The organism is Mangrovimonas sp. DI 80 (assembly GCF_001975575.1).
Lineage (GTDB): Bacteria > Bacteroidota > Bacteroidia > Flavobacteriales > Flavobacteriaceae > Mangrovimonas_A > Mangrovimonas_A xylaniphaga.
Genome location: NZ_MSDT01000008.1, coordinates 23,134 through 41,439, shown reverse-complemented (window position 1 = coordinate 41,439; position 18,306 = coordinate 23,134). Strand labels below are relative to the sequence as shown.

Genomic DNA, 18,306 nt, shown 5'->3' with positions numbered 1-18,306 from the left:
AATTTTCAAATGCTACATTTGTGGAGAAAATTTAAAAGAGACTTATGGAAATCATTAAATTTTTAAAATGGCGCTATGCAACCAAGGCCTTTGACATAACTAAAGAGGTACCTTCTAAAAAATTAAACATAATAAAAAAGGCCTTCAATTTAACGGCGACCTCATATGGGCTTCAGCCAATAAAACTGGTAATTATAAAGAATAAGGAATTGCAGCAGGAACTCTTGCAATATTCCATGAACCAAAAGCAAATAGTTTCAGCTTCCCATGTATTGGTATTTTGTATACAGACCAATATTGATAAGTCTTTTGTAAATGAATATTTCAAAAGGGTACATGATTTGAGGCAAACCCCGAAAGAGATCTTAAAACCTTTTGAAGACTTTCTAGTGGATGATTTTGAACAAAAATCTCAACAGGAAATTGAGGAGTGGGCTACTAAGCAAGCGTATCTTGCTATGGGGAATATTATGACGGTTTGTGCCTTGGAACAAGTGGATTCTTGCCCTATGGAGGGATTTCTCTCAGAAGAATATGATAAAGTTTTAAAGTTAGGTGAACACAACCTAAAATCGGTGCTGTTATTGCCTGTCGGGTATCGGTCTGAAAATGATATGTTTGCCTCTATGACTAAGGTGAGAAAGCAGGATGAAGACGCTGTTTTGGAGCTGTGATTAATTCTTTTTTGTAAAAGAAAGATTAGATTATATTTGTTTTGCAATCACGTTTTCTGGATTAATAAGAGCTATTGTATTTATAGATAAATGCAGAAAATCGTAAAATGAGCAAGGAAAGATTTTAACCACTATAACTGTAATATTATAAAGTATGCCCGGATTTGAGCACTTCGGCGATGCCGAAAGAAAAGAAGTGAATGATGTTTTGGAAACTGGAGTGTTAATGCGATATGGCTTTGATGCCATGCGTAACGGCCATTGGAAAGCAAAACAGCTAGAGCATGATTTACAGGAATATTTCCAGGTGAATCATGCTCAGTTGGTTTCTAGTGGTACCGCGGCGGTTTCGGTAGCCTTGGCTGTAGCAGGAGTAGGAGCTGGCGATGAAGTTATCATGCCTACCTTTACTTTTGTAGCCAGTTTTGAGGCCGTTATGATGTTGGGGGCTATTCCTGTTTTAGTGGATATTGATGATACCCTTACCTTGGATCCTCAAGCAGTAGAAGCAGCCATTACTACAAAAACCAAGGCCATTATGCCTGTCCATATGTGTGGAAGTATGGCCAATTTGGATGCCTTGCAACAACTATGCAAGGAGCATAATTTATTACTTATCGAAGATGCTTGCCAGGCTATAGGGGCTACCTATAAAGGAAAAACTTTGGGAAGCATTGGAGATGTTGGGTGTTTTTCCTTCGATTTTGTAAAGACCATAACTTGTGGAGAAGGAGGAGCAGTCCTTACCAATAATGAAGCCTATTTTAAGAATGCGGATCATTTTAGTGACCATGGGCATGACCACGTAGGTAACGATCGTGGTGCAGAGGACCATCCATTCTTGGGTTATAACTTTAGAATTTCAGAACTGAATGCTGCCGTTGGTGTGGCTCAGTTAAGGCGTTTACCTGAATTTTTAGAAATTCAGAGACAACACTTCACAATATTGCGAGAGGCTTTAACCACAATTCCAGAAATTACATTTAGAAGGGTACCTGAAGGAGGTGAAGAGAACTATTCTTTTTTAAGTTTCTTTTTACCGGATACTGAAACTTCCCTTAAGACAGCTGCAGCTCTTAAGGAAGCAGGTATTGATGGTTGTTTTCAGTACTATAACAACAACTGGCACTATATCAGAAAGTGGGAGCACCTAAAGGAATTAAAGACGCTGTATCCCTTATCTCAAGAAGTGAAAGAAGGATTATCCTATCTTCAAACCAAAACTTTTGATCAGTCTGATCATTATGTGGGAAGAAATATTTCCTGTTTGATCAAATTATCTTGGACGGAGCATGAAGCCAAGGACAGAGCTTCAAAAATGGTTAAGGTTATTAAAGAAGTTCTGGGTTAAAGCTTTTATTTTCAGAACAATTTGTTGGGTTTATTTTAGTAATGCCAAAGGTCTTATTTCTCTGACTTTAATTTGGTTAGCTCTTAATTTAGTATCTTTAAATGGTAACCGATTAAAATACAGTGAATTATGAAGACTAATCATAGTGTAAGTTTAGGACTTTTATTTGTTTTTATTTTATTTCTTAACTGCAAAGGAGATAAAAAAACGAATGAAGTGAGGGAAGAAGTAACTATTGAAGCAGAAAAGCCAAAAGATCAGGTGGCAGAGTACTATACCGAGAGTATGGAATTTATTGGTCCCGATTCGTTATCATCTGGCTGGACAACCTTTAGGTACTCCAATAAATCATTCGAAACCCATTTGTTTTTATTAGATAAATATCCTGAAGGAAAGACTATTATTGATACCAAAAAGGATATTTTCCCGCCTTTCGATAAGGGGATGGATTTAATTAACGAAGGGAAGGTGGAGGAAGGTTATGCCGCCTTTGGAGCTTTACCAGAATGGTTTCAGAATGTCGTGTTTACAGGCGGAGCTGGATTGATTTCTCCTAATCAAACTACAGAACTAACCATTAAATTGGATCCTGGATATTATATAATGGAATGCTACGTAAAGATGTCCAATGGAAAATTTCACACCACTATGGGAATGATAAAACCGATTATAGTGACCTCCGAAGTGTCTGATCTTTTACCTCCGATTTCTACTGTTAATGTATCTATTTCAAGTACTGAAGGTATCATGTTTGATGATGTTATCAAAGCAGGCGAAAATGCGATAAAGGTGACTTTTGTAGATCAAAAAAAGCATGAACACTTTTTGGAGCATGATGTTAATCTTGTGAAACTGGATGATACAGCCGATTTGGTTGCTTTGGAAGCATGGATGGATTGGTCCAATCCGAAAGGACTTATCAATCCAGCGCCAGCGGGTGTTACCTTTTTAGGAGGGATGCAAGAAATGCCCGCAGGAAGCGAGGGCTATTTTAAGGCGACACTTACTAAGGGCAAATATGCATTCATTTCCGAAGTACCTAAGGCCAGCGAAAAAAATATGTTGAAAGTTTTTGAAGTAACCGACTAGTAATTCACGTAATCCATGATTTCCAACCCGTAGCCAATCATTCCCACTCGTTTGGTTTGCTCGCTATTGGAAATCAATTTAAGCTTATGGATGTTTAAATCGTGAAGGATTTGTGCCCCAATTCCAAAATCTTTAGAGTCCATTTGAATCCCAGGTGCCTTAACAACATCCTTATGGTTTTGCTGCGCTTTCAAAATAGACAATCTATGCAGTAAATTGGTAGATTGGTTTTGCTGATTTATAAAAATGATGGCGCCTTTTCCTGCTTCGTTAATCAGTTGGAACATGTCGTCCAATTTCTTATCAGCATTGTTGGTCAAGGTTCCTAGAATATCGTTGTTCACCAAAGTTGAATTTACTCTAGTCAATACATGTTCATTTGTATTCCAAGTCCCTTTTGTTATGGCAATATGTACCTGGTTATTGGTAGTTTGTTGGTAAGCACGCAATCTAAATTCTCCAAAACGGGTCACGATTTCAAAGTCTTCTTTCTTTTCAATCAATGAATCGTGTTGCATACGGTAGGCCACTAAATCTTCAATAGAAACGATTTTAAGATCGAATTTCTTAGCTACTTCCATTAGCTGTGGCAAACGTGCCATGGTACCATCTTCGTTCATGATTTCAACAATCACACCAGCAGGTTGCAATCCAGCCAAACGGGCAAAGTCTATTGCTGCTTCGGTATGCCCTGTTCTTCTTAAAACGCCTCCTTCTTTGGCCACAAGAGGGAAGATATGTCCTGGACGTGCCAATTCAAAAGGTTTAGTGTCTTTGTCTACTAGTGCTTTCACCGTTTTGGCTCTATCACTTGCAGAAATACCGGTGGTCACACCATTGCCTCGTAAATCAACTGAAATGGTAAAGGCGGTCTCCATTGGGTCGGTGTTGTTGCTTACCATCATGCCCAGTTCAAGAGCTTTACATCGGTTTTCGGTAAGCGGGGTACAGATTAGACCTCTACCGTGGGTAGCCATAAAGTTGATCATTTCTGGGGTCACCATTTCGGCAGCGGCAAGAAAGTCACCTTCATTTTCTCTGTTTTCGTCATCCACAACGATAATTACTTTTCCTTGACGGATATCGTTTATGGCGTCTTCAATGGTATCTAACTTGAATTCAGTTGAATTGTTAACGGTTTTAAGCGTAGACATAGTAGCATTTTGTATTATGCTGCAAAGATATAGCTTATTTTATATTTTCTATGCTAGTTTTATACAACTCTTCCTTGACCCTAATTTTTAACAAAAAGTACGTAATAGGATAGAAGGGAAGCCCAATAATTAAGAGGAAAAAGTTAATCTTTTTATCGCTCTCGGGCAATGAAGCATAGAATTTGGACAGCACAAAAGAGGACACCGTAAAATAGATGACTACAAAAACGAATGAAATGATTCCCAGCTGCAGTACAATGTGTGCTAACTCAGGTAGTTTATTGTTTCTAAAAATAAAATAGAAAAGAATTAATATCGCTCCAATGCCATAGCTCACTATGGTGGTCAAGGAATAATCATAAAAGTCGTTGGCTATTTTTTCCGATTTAAGCAGGGTATTGTGCAATATAACGCCTTTGTCTTTGATGTCGTCTGCACTTAATCCACGGTCCAATAAAAGCTGATATGCAACAGGTTTTATTGTCTTGTCGTACTCATGGTGGGAGTAATTTTTAATGATATCAATAAGTTTATCATCGTCAAAAGTATCCAAACTTTTGTAGGCTTTGTCAAAAGCTTCTTTTTTGTTCTTGAAGCTGAAAAGTTTTCTCAAAGGATCTGTAATGGTATCAAACTCAAACAAACCTCTATCTTTGGTCGCTCTTTTAGTTAAGAAAATACTCAACGGAAGCATGATTAAGGTAGATAGCCAGGTAGCAAAAATAGGATTGAGAGAACCATCTTGTGAACTGTTTTTTGAAAAGATCCCTATAAAGTGATAGGTTAAAAACAGAAGAATAGCAATAACCATTGGAAGTCCAATTCCCCCTTTTCTAATTAGGGCTCCCAGCGGCGCCCCGACAAAAAACAGGATGATACAGGCGATGCCCAAGACGTATTTTTCATGTAGGGAAATTACGTGTTGGTTAAGCCATTTCTTTTGGGTTCCCAAAGTGTGTTTTTTGGTCTTGATAATTTGATTGGTACTGTTTACTGTATTGGCTGCTAGATTCAGTACTTGTAATTTGGTTCTGTTATCAAATAAATCAAGAACTTCATCGGTGTAAAGAGAATCCTTTTTTGGTTTAATATTTGCATTTAAGGATGCTACAGCAGTGCGGTCATAAAGTGATTTGGCAAAGTTCTTATATTCGGTCTTTTCCTTGTCTTTTAAGCTGTCAATGGTGTAGCTAAGATCGCTTATATTTAACATGTTATATCTGCCTTCAAAGCTCTTGTCTTCATAATCCACATCATTCAAGCCTTCAAGGTCTACATTTATGACATATTTTTCGAAAGCACTTCGAACATGGGGTTTTTTGGCATTTTGCTTAGGATCCTTGCTAAATATTTCGTCGTAGTAGTTTCCATCATATAATACCAATTGGAGAATGTTGGATTCTTCGCTGCTTATGAGTTCTCCTGTATTGGCAGTAATTACAGTGTAATTTCCTGTTCGGTGAGGTGTTTTTTTATGTATGTAGACCTTTTCTAGATATTGGCCTTTATCTCCACTTTTCTTATCAACCTTAATATTGTAATCTGCTATTTCATTGAACTGTCCTGAGGCAATAGCCATAGCAGGTTGCGTTTTGGCAATATTTTTTCTAAGGTTATAAAAGTTGAAGTTGGCCCAAGGAATAACGTTGTTGGCAAAAAAGAAGGTTACAATTGAGAGGCCAAAAATAAATACGCTTAGTCCTCTCATGGCTCTTTGCAATGAGATTCCTGTTGATTTCATTGCGGCGAACTCATAGTTTTCTGCAAAACTACCAAACACCATAATGGAGGCCAATAAAATAGTAAGGGGTAAAATTAGCGGAATTAGAGTAGGGGTAACGTACAGTAAAAATTTAAAAATGACCGAAACGGACAAATCTTTTCCTGCAAGTTCGCTTATGTACAACCAAATGGACTGTAAAACAAAAATGAGCATGAGTATAATAAACACGCTCAAAAATGTCTTTAAGTAGGTTGTAAGTATATACCTATCTAATATTTTCATTTATTGCTATAATTAGTCCAATCTATTGATGTAGTAATTTTTGTATTTGGACTGGTCAAAAGTAAAAAGTGTTTTTGAAATAGGTTCATTTGTTTTAAACATATTAACGGTTAAAGTGGTTTTTGTACCGTTTTTACCTATTTCAATTAAATTATAGATGTGCTTTGTTTGCGCGTCAATTCCTAATAATACATATTTGATTTCAGAATGTGTGTCAATAGGCGTAAGTTTTACATACTGGATTTTACGTCCATTTACATTTTGAACAATATCCATCGCATATCTGTAACCTTCTTCATAAAAAGACAACATTTGACTTGGTGTTATTGTGTCTTCGTCTTCGGTGTTATTGGAAGAAATGGTTACCTCTTCATCATCAGGACTAATGGTGTAAAGGGTTTTTCCATCGTAGATTCTAGTGGCTCCCAAAATGTTCAATTTGTATTTTTCACCTTGTAGCACCACATTTCCACGGGTTTCTTGGTTAATGTTTTCACTGGCATTGTTAAGTGAATACTTAAAGTCTATACTAATATTGTCATAGCTTTTGATCTTGGCACTTACTTCATTCAATAAGGCTTTTGCTTTTGCAGAAGTGTCCTGTGCTAAACTGTGGAAGCCTATAAATAATGTAACTGCTATCAATAATTTTTTCATTGTAATGTGTGTTTTATATCGCTATATATTTTCGTTATCCAATAGTTGTTCCAAAGCTATAAGGTCTGGAACAAGTACCTGTCTGGCCTTGCTGCCTTCAAATCCTCCTACGATCCCAGCTGCTTCCAACTGATCAATCAATCGTCCGGCACGATTGTATCCCAATTTAAGTTTTCTCTGCAATAGAGATGCTGAACCTTGTTGGGCCGTAACAATAATTTCGGCTGCTTCGCGGAATAGGGAATCCCTTTCGGAGATATCTATATCAAGAGCTGTGCCATTGCCGTCTTCTCCCACATATTCTGGTAGAAGATACGCGTCTGGATAGGCTTTTTGACCTCCAATAAACTCGGTAATGGTTTCTACTTCAGGAGTATCAACAAAAGCACATTGAATCCTGATAATATCATTTCCTTGGGTGTAAAGCATGTCTCCACGCCCAATCAACTGGTCGGCACCTGGACCGTCCAAAATGGTTCTGGAATCTATTTTAGAGGTTACCCTAAAGGCAATACGTGCAGGGAAGTTGGCTTTGATGATCCCTGTAATAACGTTCACCGATGGACGCTGGGTGGCAATGATTAAGTGAATTCCAATAGCACGTGCCAATTGAGCTAGACGTGCAATAGGCGTTTCTACTTCCTTACCTGCGGTCATAATCAAATCCGCAAACTCATCGACTACAAGAACAATATAGGGTAAAAACTGATGCCCATCATTTGGATTCAATTTTCTAGCCTTGAACTTTTCGTTGTATTCCTTGATGTTACGACACATGGCATTTTTAAGCATCTCGTAACGGTTGTCCATCTCAATACAAAGGGAATTCAAGGTGTTGATTACCTTGGTATTGTCTGTAATGATGGCTTCTTCGCTATCGGGAAGCTTCGCTAAATAGTGGCGTTCTATCTTGTTGAATAGGGTTAATTCTACCTTTTTAGGGTCTACCAATACAAATTTTACTTCGGCAGGGTGCTTTTTGTAAAGTAATGATGTCAATACAGCATTTAACCCAACAGATTTACCTTGTCCGGTTGCACCAGCCATTAAAAGGTGGGGCATTTTTGCCAAATCTACCACCATGGTTTCATTGCTGATGTTTTTCCCAAAGGCAATTGGCAATTCCATATCAGATTTTTGAAATTTCTGCGAAGCAATTACCGAACGCATGGAAACGATGGTAGAATTTTTATTAGGTACCTCAATACCTATGGTTCCTTTTCCTGGAATAGGGGCAATGATACGAATACCCAAAGCCGAAAGCGAAAGGGCAATATCATCCTCTAAGTTTTTGATCTTGGAAATACGCACACCGGCCTCAGGAACAATTTCGTAAAGGGTCACGGTAGGACCTATGGTAGCTTTAATACTGCTGATTCCTATTTTATAGTTGCTAAGGGTTTCAACAATACGGTTTTTATTTTCTTCAAGCTCTTCCTGGTTGATGGTAATCCCTTCTGAATCGTATTTTTTAAGAAGGTCTAAAGGTGGAAATTGGTATTTGCTCAACTCTAATGTTGGATCAAATTGACCAAAGTCGGCCACCAATTTATTGGCTAGATTATCACGTTCAGAAACTTCTTCTTCAACCTGTTCTATCTCCATTTCAAAATCCTCTTCAGGAGCATTGTTCACTTCAACTTGAAGGTCGTTGTTGTTCTGGGCAGTAATACTAGGTTCAAGTGTGATTTCAGGTTCTAATTCCTGCTCAATTTCTTCTTCCTCAAATTCTTCTGCTTCCTTTTCTTTTTCAATTTGGTTTAAAAGGGCCGCAATAGGGGCGGGAGTTTCTTCGTCCAACTCAAAAGCAGATTTGATGTTTTCCGCTTCTTCCGTTAAATTGTTGTCAATCGGAACAGAAATATTGTCGCCTGCAAGTATAGGACCATCAGTGGCAAATTCCGTTTTGATATCTTTTTTAGCACTTTTAAAAAGGTTCACAAATGTATGTCCTGTAACATTGAAGCGAAGGGCCAAATAGGTGATCAATCCAAAGAGTAGGACTAAGGAAGTGCCGATTTTTCCAATATAATCTTGGATGAAACTGTTCATTTCAAAACCAACGGTTCCGCCTAAAGCATCGTATTTATGAGTGAAAAATCCAAAGAGAATGGAACTCCAAATAACTATCAATGTACCCCAAATCCAATGGGAGCGTAGTTTTGCTTTATTGATATCCAAAGCAATATAAATCCCCGAAAGAAAGGAAAGGCCCGCAAAGATAAAAGAAGCAACCCCAAAGCCTTTAAGGATAAACAAATCGCTTACCCAGGCGCCAACTTTATTAAGCCAGTTTTGAGCTTTGACTTCTCTAGTGCCCAAAGCATCCAAAGTGCTTTGATCTGCTTTGCCAGTGAAGAAAAAGGATAAAAAAGCTATAAAAAGCAACACCCCAAGAATCATCAACAAACTCCCATAAATCAATTTTTGTTGACTTGTTAGTTTGAATGAGGGTTTGCTAAAGGTAGAGGTTTTACTGTCTTTGGTTTTAGTTTTCTTCTTCGCCATCAACGCTTAGTTAGATTGAAACAAAAATACAAATTACTAACGTTTATCCTAACGGAAAAAGTATTAAAACAGCTTAGGGATGTAAATGACCAAAGCCCCTGCAACTGCGGCCATAGCGGCAATAAACACAGCCCCTGCTGAAATGTCTTTTATGTGGCCAATGGTTTTGTGGTACTCGGGATGGATGAAATCCGCAATGTACTCAATGGCAGTATTGATGCCTTCAGCAGTCATGACCAAACCAATAAAAGCAATTTGGAACAACCACTCTGTATTGGTGATGTTGAAATAGAAACCAGCTAGTGTCACAGAAATGGCGACAAACAATTGCACTTTAATACTGGCCTCGGTTTTAATTAAGTATAGGGCGCCTTTGTAGGCAAACCCTATACTTTTTATTCTGTTTTGTACAAAAGATTCTTTTTTGCTCATGCTTGGGGGCAAACTACAGGGCTTGTAGGGCAGCTTCGTAATTAGGTTCGTCAACGATTTCAGGAACTTGCTCGGTGTAGGTAACCTCGCCTTCTGGATTTACAATAACAATGCATCTGGAAAGCAAACCTTCCAATGGCCCGTCAACAAAATCCAATCCGTAACTTTTTCCAAAGTTTCCGTCTTTAAAATCGGAAAGGTTAACTACGTTGTCCAATCCTTCGGCACCACAAAATCTAGCTTGTGCAAAAGGAAGGTCTTTGGAAATGCAAAGCACTTTGGTGTTTTCTAATTTGCTGGCCTTTTCATTGAAAGTTCTTACTGATTGGGCACAGGTTCCTGTATCAACACTAGGGAAGATGTTAAGGATTAAGTTTTGTCCTTTAAAATCAGCTAGGGTTTTTGCGCCCAATTCTGTAGTAGTTAAAGTGAATTCTGGAGCTTTGCTGCCTACTTTAGGTAATTCCCCAGACGTGTGTATCGTGTTTCCTTTTAAAGTGATTGTTGCCATAATACGTGTTTTAAATTAATGGAATTTAAAATTAGTAATTATTTGATGCAGCACCTTAGGAATTCTATAAATTTTATTCACCTTATATCTGAAGTGAAATAACATGTTTGTAAATAAGGATTTACGTAAAAGGAAGTTGGGGAGTATTCAGGTTGAAATAAAAAAAAAGCCTCTTTTTAAAGAGGCTTTTTTGTGTGTATTATTATCTAAGTGTCGCGCCAAGCTCTTTTTCAAAATTAGCTTGAAGTTTACTCATGATTTTATCAATTTGTTTGTCTGTAAGCGTTTTTTGCTCATCTTGGATAGTGAAACTCACGGCGTAGCTCTTCTTACCTTTAGGAAGATTTTTCCCTTGATACACATCAAAAAGGTCTACATCCTTAAGCAATTGCTTTTCGGTTTTCATGGCGATGCTGTCAATTTGCTCAAAAGTTACAGTTTCATCCAATAACAAGGCAAAGTCTCTACGCACTTCTGGATATTTTGGAATATCCTTGAAAGAAACCGTGTTCTGTTTTGCAGCTTCAATAACATTGTTCCAATTAAAATCGGCAAACAGCACATCTTGGGCGATTCCAAAATGTTTCAATACCGATTTTTTAACCAACCCAAAATTCACCAATTGTAGATTGTTTGCTGATAAGGCAATGCCTTCTGCAATCATGTCATTTTTGGTAGGGGATACCAAGGTGTTTGTAATTCCCAAACGTTGCAAAACCACAGAAATAATTCCTTTTAAGTAAAAGAAGTCGCTTTGTTGGTGATTGGCATTCCAACGTTCGGCATGTCGTCTACCAGTCACAAAAAGAGAAAGGTGTTTGTGTTCTTCTCTGTTTCCGTTGTAGTTATGGTAGGTAGATCCAAATTCAAATAACTTCAGCGCATCACGCTTTCTGTTGATGTTGTGACTAACCGCTTCCAATCCTGAAAACAACAAGCTTTGGCGCATTACACTTAGATCGTTGCTCAACGGGTTCAAAAGTTCAATATTATGATCTTCCTTCAGCTGTTCACTAAGGGAAATATATTTTGGAGAAGATAGCGAGTTTGCCATAATCTCATAAAACCCTTGAGCTACCAATTGGCTTCCAATGATGTTTTGAAGCTTGTAATCTTCAAATTTGGAAGAGTTGGAGATGGAAGCGTTAAGTTTTTCAGTGGTTTTGATATTGTTGTAACCATAAACCCTAAGGATTTCCTCAATGATGTCAGCTTCTCTTTGAACGTCATTTCTATAGGCAGGTACTGTAAGACCAAGCCCAGTTTCGGTAACATTGTTGATTTTGATTTCTAAAGATGTCAAAATGCTTTTGATGGTATCCTTTGGGATTTCCTCTCCAATTAGTTTCTTGGCGTTTTCAAAGCTCAAACGCACCTGGAAATCCTCAATTTTCTTTGGGTACATGTCCACAAGATCACTGGTAATTTCTCCACCAGCAATATCCTGGATCAATAAAGCAGCACGTTTTAGTGCATATTCTGTAATGTTAGGATCGATACCTCTCTCAAATCTAAAGGAAGCATCGGTGTTTAAACCGTGACGTTTTGCTGTTTTTCTAATGGATACAGGGTTAAAGTAAGCACTTTCCAAAAAGATATTGGTCGTGTTTTCCGTTACTCCAGAATCCAAACCTCCTAAAACACCGGCAATGCACATTGGTTTTTCGGCATCACAAATCATTAAGTCTTCTGCGTCCAACTCACGTTCAACACCATCCAAAGTTTTGAATTTCGTACCTTGTGGCATTGTTTTCACCACTACTTTATGGCCTTTAATTTTAGCAGCATCAAAGGCATGTAATGGTTGGCCTAATTCGTGAAGCACGTAATTGGTAGCATCTACCACATTGTTCTTTGGGGTAAGTCCAATAGCTTTCAATCTATTTTGTAACCAAGAGGGAGATTCTTCAACTGTAATTCCAGAAATGGCAATACCGCAATAACGAGGCGCCAATTCCTTGTTTTGAACTTCTACATCAATCTTATTGGTTCTGTTGTCTACGTGGAAAGCACTCACCGAAGGAGTGATGAATTCCAAGTGAATATCCTGTTGAATCAAACCTGCTCTAAGGTCTCTAGCGGTACCAAAGTGGCTCATAGCATCTGCTCGGTTAGGGGTAAGGCCTATTTCAAAAACATGGTCGTTTTCCACTTTGAAGATATCCGAAACCGCAGCACCAACCTTCACTTTTTCGTCAAGTACCAAAATTCCATCGTGCGATTGGCCCAAGCCTAATTCGTCTTCGGCACAGATCATACCATGGCTTTCCTCTCCTCGGATTTTTCCTTTTTTGATTTTCCAAGCTTCACCTTCAGGCGTGTAAAGCGTCGTTCCAATAGTGGCAACAGGTACTTTTTGTCCTGCCGCTACGTTTGGAGCACCACATACAATTTGTAGCGGTTTGTCTTCTCCAATATTTACTGTGGTAACCCTTAGTCGGTCTGCATTTGGATGTTGTTCACATGTTAATACTTCTCCAACAACAATTCCTTTAAGTCCTCCTTTAACGGATTCAAATTCTGAGATGCCTTCTACTTCAAGTCCTAAATCTGTAAGTAATTCTCCAGTTTTTTCAGGGGACCAATCTGTTTTGATAAATTGTCGTAACCAGTTGTATGAAATCTTCATTTTCTATCTTTAATAAAGGCGCAAACCTACAATTTTTTTCGTTTTTCAGATTGCCAAAGTTGCGAAAAAATGCAACCCTAACAGGTCTTATTTAGGCCACAAAGATAAATATTTGCGACTAAAAATATGACCTAAAGTTGCTAGTCTTTTTGGGTGTTGTTGCCGTCCAATAAACTTTCTTGGAAAAGGTTGAAAATTCGGGTGTATTCATCGGTCCAGCTGCTTGGTTCTACAAAGCCGTGTCTTTCCAATGGATAAAGGACCATTTCCCAGTTGTGTTTTTCCAATTCTATCAAGCGCTGGTTAAGACGAACCATATCCTGGAAATGAACATTGTCGTCTACCATTCCGTGTAAAATCAGCAAATCTCCTTTAAGTCCATCTGCAAAATAAATAGGGGAGCTTCTTCTATAGGCTAAACTATCGGAAACTGGCGTGTTTAGGATGCGTGCCGTATAACCGTGGTTGTAGGCTGCCCAATCGCCAACAGATCGAATGGCCGCTCCAGCTTTAAAGGTGTCGGCTTCGTTGAACATGGCCATAAGGGTGATAAATCCACCATAAGAGCCTCCATAAATACCTACTTTGTCTTTGTCAATACCGTAGTTGTTGATTAAATATTGCACACCATTCACTTGGTCTGAAAGATCTTTGCCTCCCATATGTCTGTAAATACCCGTTCGGCAATCTCTTCCGTAGCCAGCACTTCCTCTATAATCGATATCCAAAACCGTATAGCCATTATCGGCTAAAATATTATGGAACATATATTCCCTAAAATAAACACTCCACCAAGAATGGGCGTTTTGTAAGTATCCAGCACCGTGAACAAACACGATGGCGGCATTGTTTTTGGTCGCTGGGGAAGGTTGGTAAAGTCTGGCTTGCACGGTGGCGCCGTCTTCTGCCTTAAAAGTAATTAGTTCTGGCTCTCTCCAAGGGTAAGCTTCAAAACCTTCAGTTGTGGAATGCGTGATTTGCTTTGGTTGATCAGACGATTTTCCGAACAGAGGATTTTTCTGTAGGTAAAGCTCTGTTGGTTTGTTGGAATAGGAGTGCAAAATGGCCAAATACTCTTCGTTTGGAGATAATACCACATCGTTATTACCCATCATGCTTGTTAATTGAGTGAATTTACCTCCCTTAAGTGGCATGCTATAAAATTGACGATCTCCTGAGTGTGTTTTGTTGGAGGTAAAATACCAGTGCTTTTTGTCTTTGGAAAGGTAGACGTCATACACTTCAAAATTCCCTTCGGTCAGTGCTTTTGTTTTTCCTGAATTGACGTTGGTGGTATTTAAATGAGCAAACCCGGTGGCTTCAGACATGTACCAAATGGTTTCGTTGTCTGGCAACCATCCAAGAGCACTTCCTCCAAAACTGCTGATGCCAGGGCCGTCTATCCAAGCTTCATCGCGTTGTCTTACTAAATTTTTAACAGAGCCATCTTCATAGTTAAGGGATGCAATCCAACGGTCTTTAAAATCATTGCTGTTAATGTCCAAAACAGCATATTTGCTGTCTTCACTCCAGTTTGGTCCCGTTACATAAGAGATTCTGTTGTCGTTTTTGTATGCTTTGTCAGGATAGTCTTTTGTGTATTCCGGGATATCGTCTATACCTTCCAAATTATCCAAAACAACAGGATAAAAAGTTCTTTCTTCTATATTATAAATGAACATTTCATACGTGCCTTGTTCGCTACCAACTTTGGTACGTGTGTGTTGGTCTTCGGTATAGCCAGATTCAGTAACGTAATGAGGCACAATGGTGCCATTGGCCTCTTTAGGAGCTTGGTATAATTCGTAGGTTACAAATTTTCCATTCGGACTTATTTGTATGTTGGTCACAATTTTTCCTTCGGTATAGATTTCAAGAGGTCTTTTGTTTAGATTCCTTTTGTTGAGTTCCTCTTTGGCGTCATTTTTAGCTTTACGCTCGCTAAGTACATCAAAAATTCCCAATTGGTCTTGGTATAGCCATTCGTCTTGCTCGCTTCGTTCAGAAGTGCTGTTTTTCTTATTTGTGAAATCGGTAATCTGTTCGGTGATTCCCGTTTCCAAAGACCAAGTGAATAGATTGCCATTTTTTACATAGGCAATTTTGGAATCGTTTGCTGTAAATTGAATGTTGCTTTCGGTGTCTAAGGTGTTGGTGATTTGCATCACCGAATAGTCCTTTTGATCAACTAGGTAAATGTCGCCATGCTTTGTGTAAATGCTCTTTGATCTATCGCTGTTGTAAGTGATGTGGTCATAAGGATCTACATAACTGGATTTGTTTGTGATATTGCTATTTCCACTTGGCTGTGGCAGGTTGTACGACGTTTCAAAGTCTACTTTTTTGGTGTTTCCGTTGGAAAGTGTGTAAGCATAAAGGGAGTCGCTGAAAGCTCCTTTAGGATTCCAACTGAAATAAATGGTTTTGCCATCGGCAGACCAGTGAGCATTTGAAGGCAAGTGGCCAACAAAATTGTCGCCCTGCATAATGGTTTTAATGCTTAGCGGAGACTGATTGCCAGTTTGTGCAATAGTTGTTGAAGTAATGAAAATGGATAAAACAAGCGCTAAAATATGTTTCATGCGAAATGAATTGTAAGTTTTGAAATTTCGTGCCTAAACGCACTAAATAGTAAATGTTTGCGAATGTACTTTTTTGTGGGGATAAAGGCAATTGTTTTAATAAACCTTTATCAATTACTTAAGGAATAGTTAATTAACAGGGAGCTAAAAGCTTTTAACATTGCTCTAACATGAGTGAGCTGTAATAGCCGTTAATTTTAGGGTAATCAATTTGAAATCAATTTATTATGAAACAACTAGACGCTTTGCATGGAGCTTCCGCTTTATTCGTTTTTTTATTCGTATCCATTTTAGAGTTTCATGTCCCATCAAACCTTCCCGAGAAAAGTCAACAGGATTCAGTTGTTCAAACAAGTAGCGTTATAGATACTTGTGCACTTTCCTTAAAACCAATACCTATTGTTAAGGCACGTCATAACGAGTTTATTTTGAACTTGGAGCCTTATGATTCACATACATCAATCAATCGATCATAAAACGTACAGTTATGTTTTAGGCCCAACCGAAAGGTTGGGTTTTTTTATGGTCCTAACTGATGTAATTCCAGATGTTTTTGTACTTACTTAGTTGCTGATACGTATGGAGAATGACTTGGTTTTCTTCCAGTTTTAAGGAAGGGTCCTTCTTTAAAAGTTCCTTGGCCATATATCTGGCATGTTGAAGAATGTTACTGTCCTTAATGATGTCTGCTATTTTTAGGTTAAGAACACCACTTTGCTGTGTGCCCATAATATCGCCAGGCCCTCTCAATTTCAGGTCTACTTCAGCAATCTCAAAACCATCATTGGTTCTGGTCATGGTTTCGAAACGCACTTTGCTGTCTTCACTCAGTTTGTGGCTGGTCATTAAAATACAGTAACTCTGCTCGGCACCTCGACCTACGCGTCCTCTCAGCTGGTGCAATTGCGAAAGTCCAAAACGTTCGGCGCTTTCTATAATCATTACGGAGGCATTGGGCACGTTAACGCCAACTTCTATCACGGTTGTTGCTACCATGATTTGGGTTTCGCCTTTAATGAAACGTTGCATCTCGTAATCTTTGTCTGCAGGTTTCATTTTTCCGTGAACTATGGATATTTGAAATTGTGGAGCAGGGAAGTCCCTAGCGATACTTTCATACCCATCCATAAGGTCTTTGTAGTCCATAGCGGCGCTTTCCTGAATGAGGGGGTATACGATGTAAATCTGACGTCCTTTTTGGATTTCGTCCCTTATGAATTTAAAAACGTTCAAACGGTTTTTATCGTAGCGATGCACGGTTTTTATTTCCTTTCTTCCTGGTGGTAATTCGTCGATAACGGAAACATCCAAATCGCCATAAACAGACATGGCCAAAGTCCTAGGAATAGGCGTTGCCGTCATGACCAAAATGTGTGGAGGCGTAGCATTTTTTCGCCACAATTTACTGCGTTGTGCTACTCCAAAACGGTGCTGCTCATCGATGATAGCGAGTCCCAGATTTTTGAATTTCACCTTGTCCTCAAGGAGGGCGTGCGTGCCAATTAAAATTTGTAAATCACCATTTTCTAGGGCTTTATGGATCTCTTTTCGTTCTGAAGTATTAGTTGAGCCTGTTAGTATTTTTATGTTGATATTCAGGCTTTTACAGAGTTCAGATAGCCCGTTGAAGTGCTGGACTGACAAAATTTCAGTCGGCGCCATAAGGCATGCTTGAAAACCGTTATCCAAAGCGATGAGCATGGACATTAAAGCGACGATGGTTTTACCGGATCCAACGTCTCCTTGGAGCAATCTGTTCATCTGTGCATTGCTTCCCAAGTCCTGTCGAATTTCCTTGATTACGCGCTTTTGAGCATTGGTCAAATCAAAGGGTAAATGTTCCTTGAAAAAGGAGTTGAAAAGCGGTCCGACATTCTCAAAAGGAAGGCCTTTTATCTTGGTTTTATTCATCAAATTTTTGATGACCAATTGCAGTTGTATATAGAAAAGTTCTTCAAATTTTAATCGGTATTGTGCCTTCGCCAAAAGTTCTTGACTTTTTGGAAAATGGATATTGAAAAGGGCTTCTCTTTTTGAAACGAGTTGCAAATTTGTGAGAATGGAAGTTGAAAGTGTTTCGGCAAATCTGCCTTGTGTTTCCATGAACAGCTCTTGCATGATTTTCGTCATGACCCTATTGGTGATGCCCTTGGTGGAAAGCTTTTCCGTAGAAGGATAAACTGCCTGCATAGCCGAGCGAAGGTTGTTTTTGTGGTCGCTCAAGAGCTCCATTTCAGGATGTGGCATGCTAAATGTACCGTTGTACCAATTGGTCTTCCCAAAAATAACATATTCGGTATTGGGCTTGATGCTGTCCTTGATCCATTTCTGCCCTCGGAACCAAACCAATTCCATAGCTCCGGTATCGTCCCTAAAGGTGGCCACTAAGCGTTTGCCTCGTTTTTGAGCAACTTCCTTGATGCCGGTAATCCGTCCAACCACCTGTACTTCGGAAGAATTTTGTTGCAGCTGATTGATTTTATAATAGCGTGTGCGGTCGATATAGCGATTAGGAAACAGGTTCAATAAATCCTGATAGGTATGAATGCCAAGCTCTTTTCGCAATAAATCGGCACGGTTAGGACCAACGCCTTTTAAGTAGTCTATGGGAGTTTGCAACTTGGTATTCATGAAGACGAATATAATTGTTATCCATGAAACATAAAACCCGAATTTTTGTAAATTGGGAAACCATAACTTAACTTAATACAAAA

Annotated in this window: 13 protein-coding genes; 4 read left to right on the top strand and 9 right to left on the bottom strand. The window is 38.8% G+C overall.

Annotated elements, in window-relative coordinates; all coding sequences use genetic code 11:
- The first annotated feature begins 44 nt into the window (after window positions 1-44).
- The 3 genes from BKM32_RS14720 to BKM32_RS14710 all read left to right on the top strand — a co-directional run bounded on the left by BKM32_RS14720 (window position 45) and on the right by BKM32_RS14710 (window position 3,114).
- On the top strand, window positions 45-674 hold the full coding sequence (locus tag BKM32_RS14720; RefSeq protein ID WP_076664717.1) for an NAD(P)H-dependent oxidoreductase: 630 nt from the start codon (window positions 45-47) through the stop codon (window positions 672-674).
- A gap of 154 nt (window positions 675-828) precedes the next feature.
- Window positions 829-2,025 carry a DegT/DnrJ/EryC1/StrS aminotransferase family protein gene (locus BKM32_RS14715; protein WP_076664716.1) on the top strand — a complete coding sequence of 399 codons (1,197 nt, stop codon included), beginning with the start codon at window positions 829-831 and terminating at the stop codon, window positions 2,023-2,025.
- A gap of 129 nt (window positions 2,026-2,154) precedes the next feature.
- Window positions 2,155-3,114 carry a hypothetical protein gene (locus tag BKM32_RS14710; RefSeq protein WP_076664714.1) on the top strand — a complete coding sequence of 320 codons (960 nt, stop codon included), beginning with the start codon at window positions 2,155-2,157 and terminating at the stop codon, window positions 3,112-3,114.
- On the opposite strand, the gene ribB is transcribed toward BKM32_RS14710, so the two are convergent.
- The 8 genes from ribB to BKM32_RS14670 all read right to left on the bottom strand — a co-directional run bounded on the left by ribB (window position 3,111) and on the right by BKM32_RS14670 (window position 15,592).
- Window positions 3,111-4,268, bottom strand: coding sequence for a 3,4-dihydroxy-2-butanone-4-phosphate synthase (gene ribB, locus BKM32_RS14705; RefSeq protein WP_053977200.1), 1,158 nt, complete (start codon window positions 4,266-4,268; stop codon window positions 3,111-3,113). The genes BKM32_RS14710 and ribB overlap by 4 nt on opposite strands.
- 34 nt (window positions 4,269-4,302) lie before the next feature.
- Window positions 4,303-6,273, bottom strand: a complete 1,971-nt coding sequence (locus BKM32_RS14700) for an LptF/LptG family permease (RefSeq protein WP_083702207.1) — start codon at window positions 6,271-6,273, stop codon at window positions 4,303-4,305.
- A gap of 12 nt (window positions 6,274-6,285) precedes the next feature.
- Complete coding sequence (locus tag BKM32_RS14695) at window positions 6,286-6,930, bottom strand: outer membrane lipoprotein carrier protein LolA (RefSeq protein ID WP_076664711.1); 645 nt, start codon at window positions 6,928-6,930, stop codon at window positions 6,286-6,288.
- A gap of 21 nt (window positions 6,931-6,951) precedes the next feature.
- Window positions 6,952-9,438 carry a DNA translocase FtsK gene (locus tag BKM32_RS14690; protein ID WP_076664708.1) on the bottom strand — a complete coding sequence of 829 codons (2,487 nt, stop codon included), beginning with the start codon at window positions 9,436-9,438 and terminating at the stop codon, window positions 6,952-6,954.
- A gap of 63 nt (window positions 9,439-9,501) precedes the next feature.
- Entirely contained in the window at window positions 9,502-9,870 is a 369-nt protein-coding gene (locus BKM32_RS14685) for a diacylglycerol kinase (protein ID WP_076664705.1), read from the bottom strand.
- Between the two features lie 13 nt (window positions 9,871-9,883).
- Window positions 9,884-10,381 carry a thiol peroxidase gene (gene tpx / locus BKM32_RS14680; RefSeq protein WP_053977195.1) on the bottom strand — a complete coding sequence of 166 codons (498 nt, stop codon included), beginning with the start codon at window positions 10,379-10,381 and terminating at the stop codon, window positions 9,884-9,886.
- Window positions 10,382-10,583: 202 nt separating this feature from the next.
- Window positions 10,584-13,010 carry a phenylalanine--tRNA ligase subunit beta gene (gene pheT, locus BKM32_RS14675; RefSeq protein ID WP_076664702.1) on the bottom strand — a complete coding sequence of 809 codons (2,427 nt, stop codon included), beginning with the start codon at window positions 13,008-13,010 and terminating at the stop codon, window positions 10,584-10,586.
- Between the two features lie 140 nt (window positions 13,011-13,150).
- Window positions 13,151-15,592 carry a prolyl oligopeptidase family serine peptidase gene (locus BKM32_RS14670; protein ID WP_076664699.1) on the bottom strand — a complete coding sequence of 814 codons (2,442 nt, stop codon included), beginning with the start codon at window positions 15,590-15,592 and terminating at the stop codon, window positions 13,151-13,153.
- Window positions 15,593-15,819: 227 nt separating this feature from the next.
- Between BKM32_RS14670 and BKM32_RS14665 the strand changes: the two genes are divergently transcribed.
- The gene (locus BKM32_RS14665; RefSeq protein ID WP_076664696.1) at window positions 15,820-16,068 is read left to right on the top strand and encodes a hypothetical protein; all 249 of its coding nucleotides are present in this window, start codon (window positions 15,820-15,822) and stop codon (window positions 16,066-16,068) included.
- Window positions 16,069-16,120: 52 nt separating this feature from the next.
- On the opposite strand, the gene recG is transcribed toward BKM32_RS14665, so the two are convergent.
- Entirely contained in the window at window positions 16,121-18,223 is a 2,103-nt protein-coding gene (gene recG, locus BKM32_RS14660) for an ATP-dependent DNA helicase RecG (RefSeq protein ID WP_076664693.1), read from the bottom strand.
- Between the last annotated feature and the right edge of the window lie 83 nt (window positions 18,224-18,306).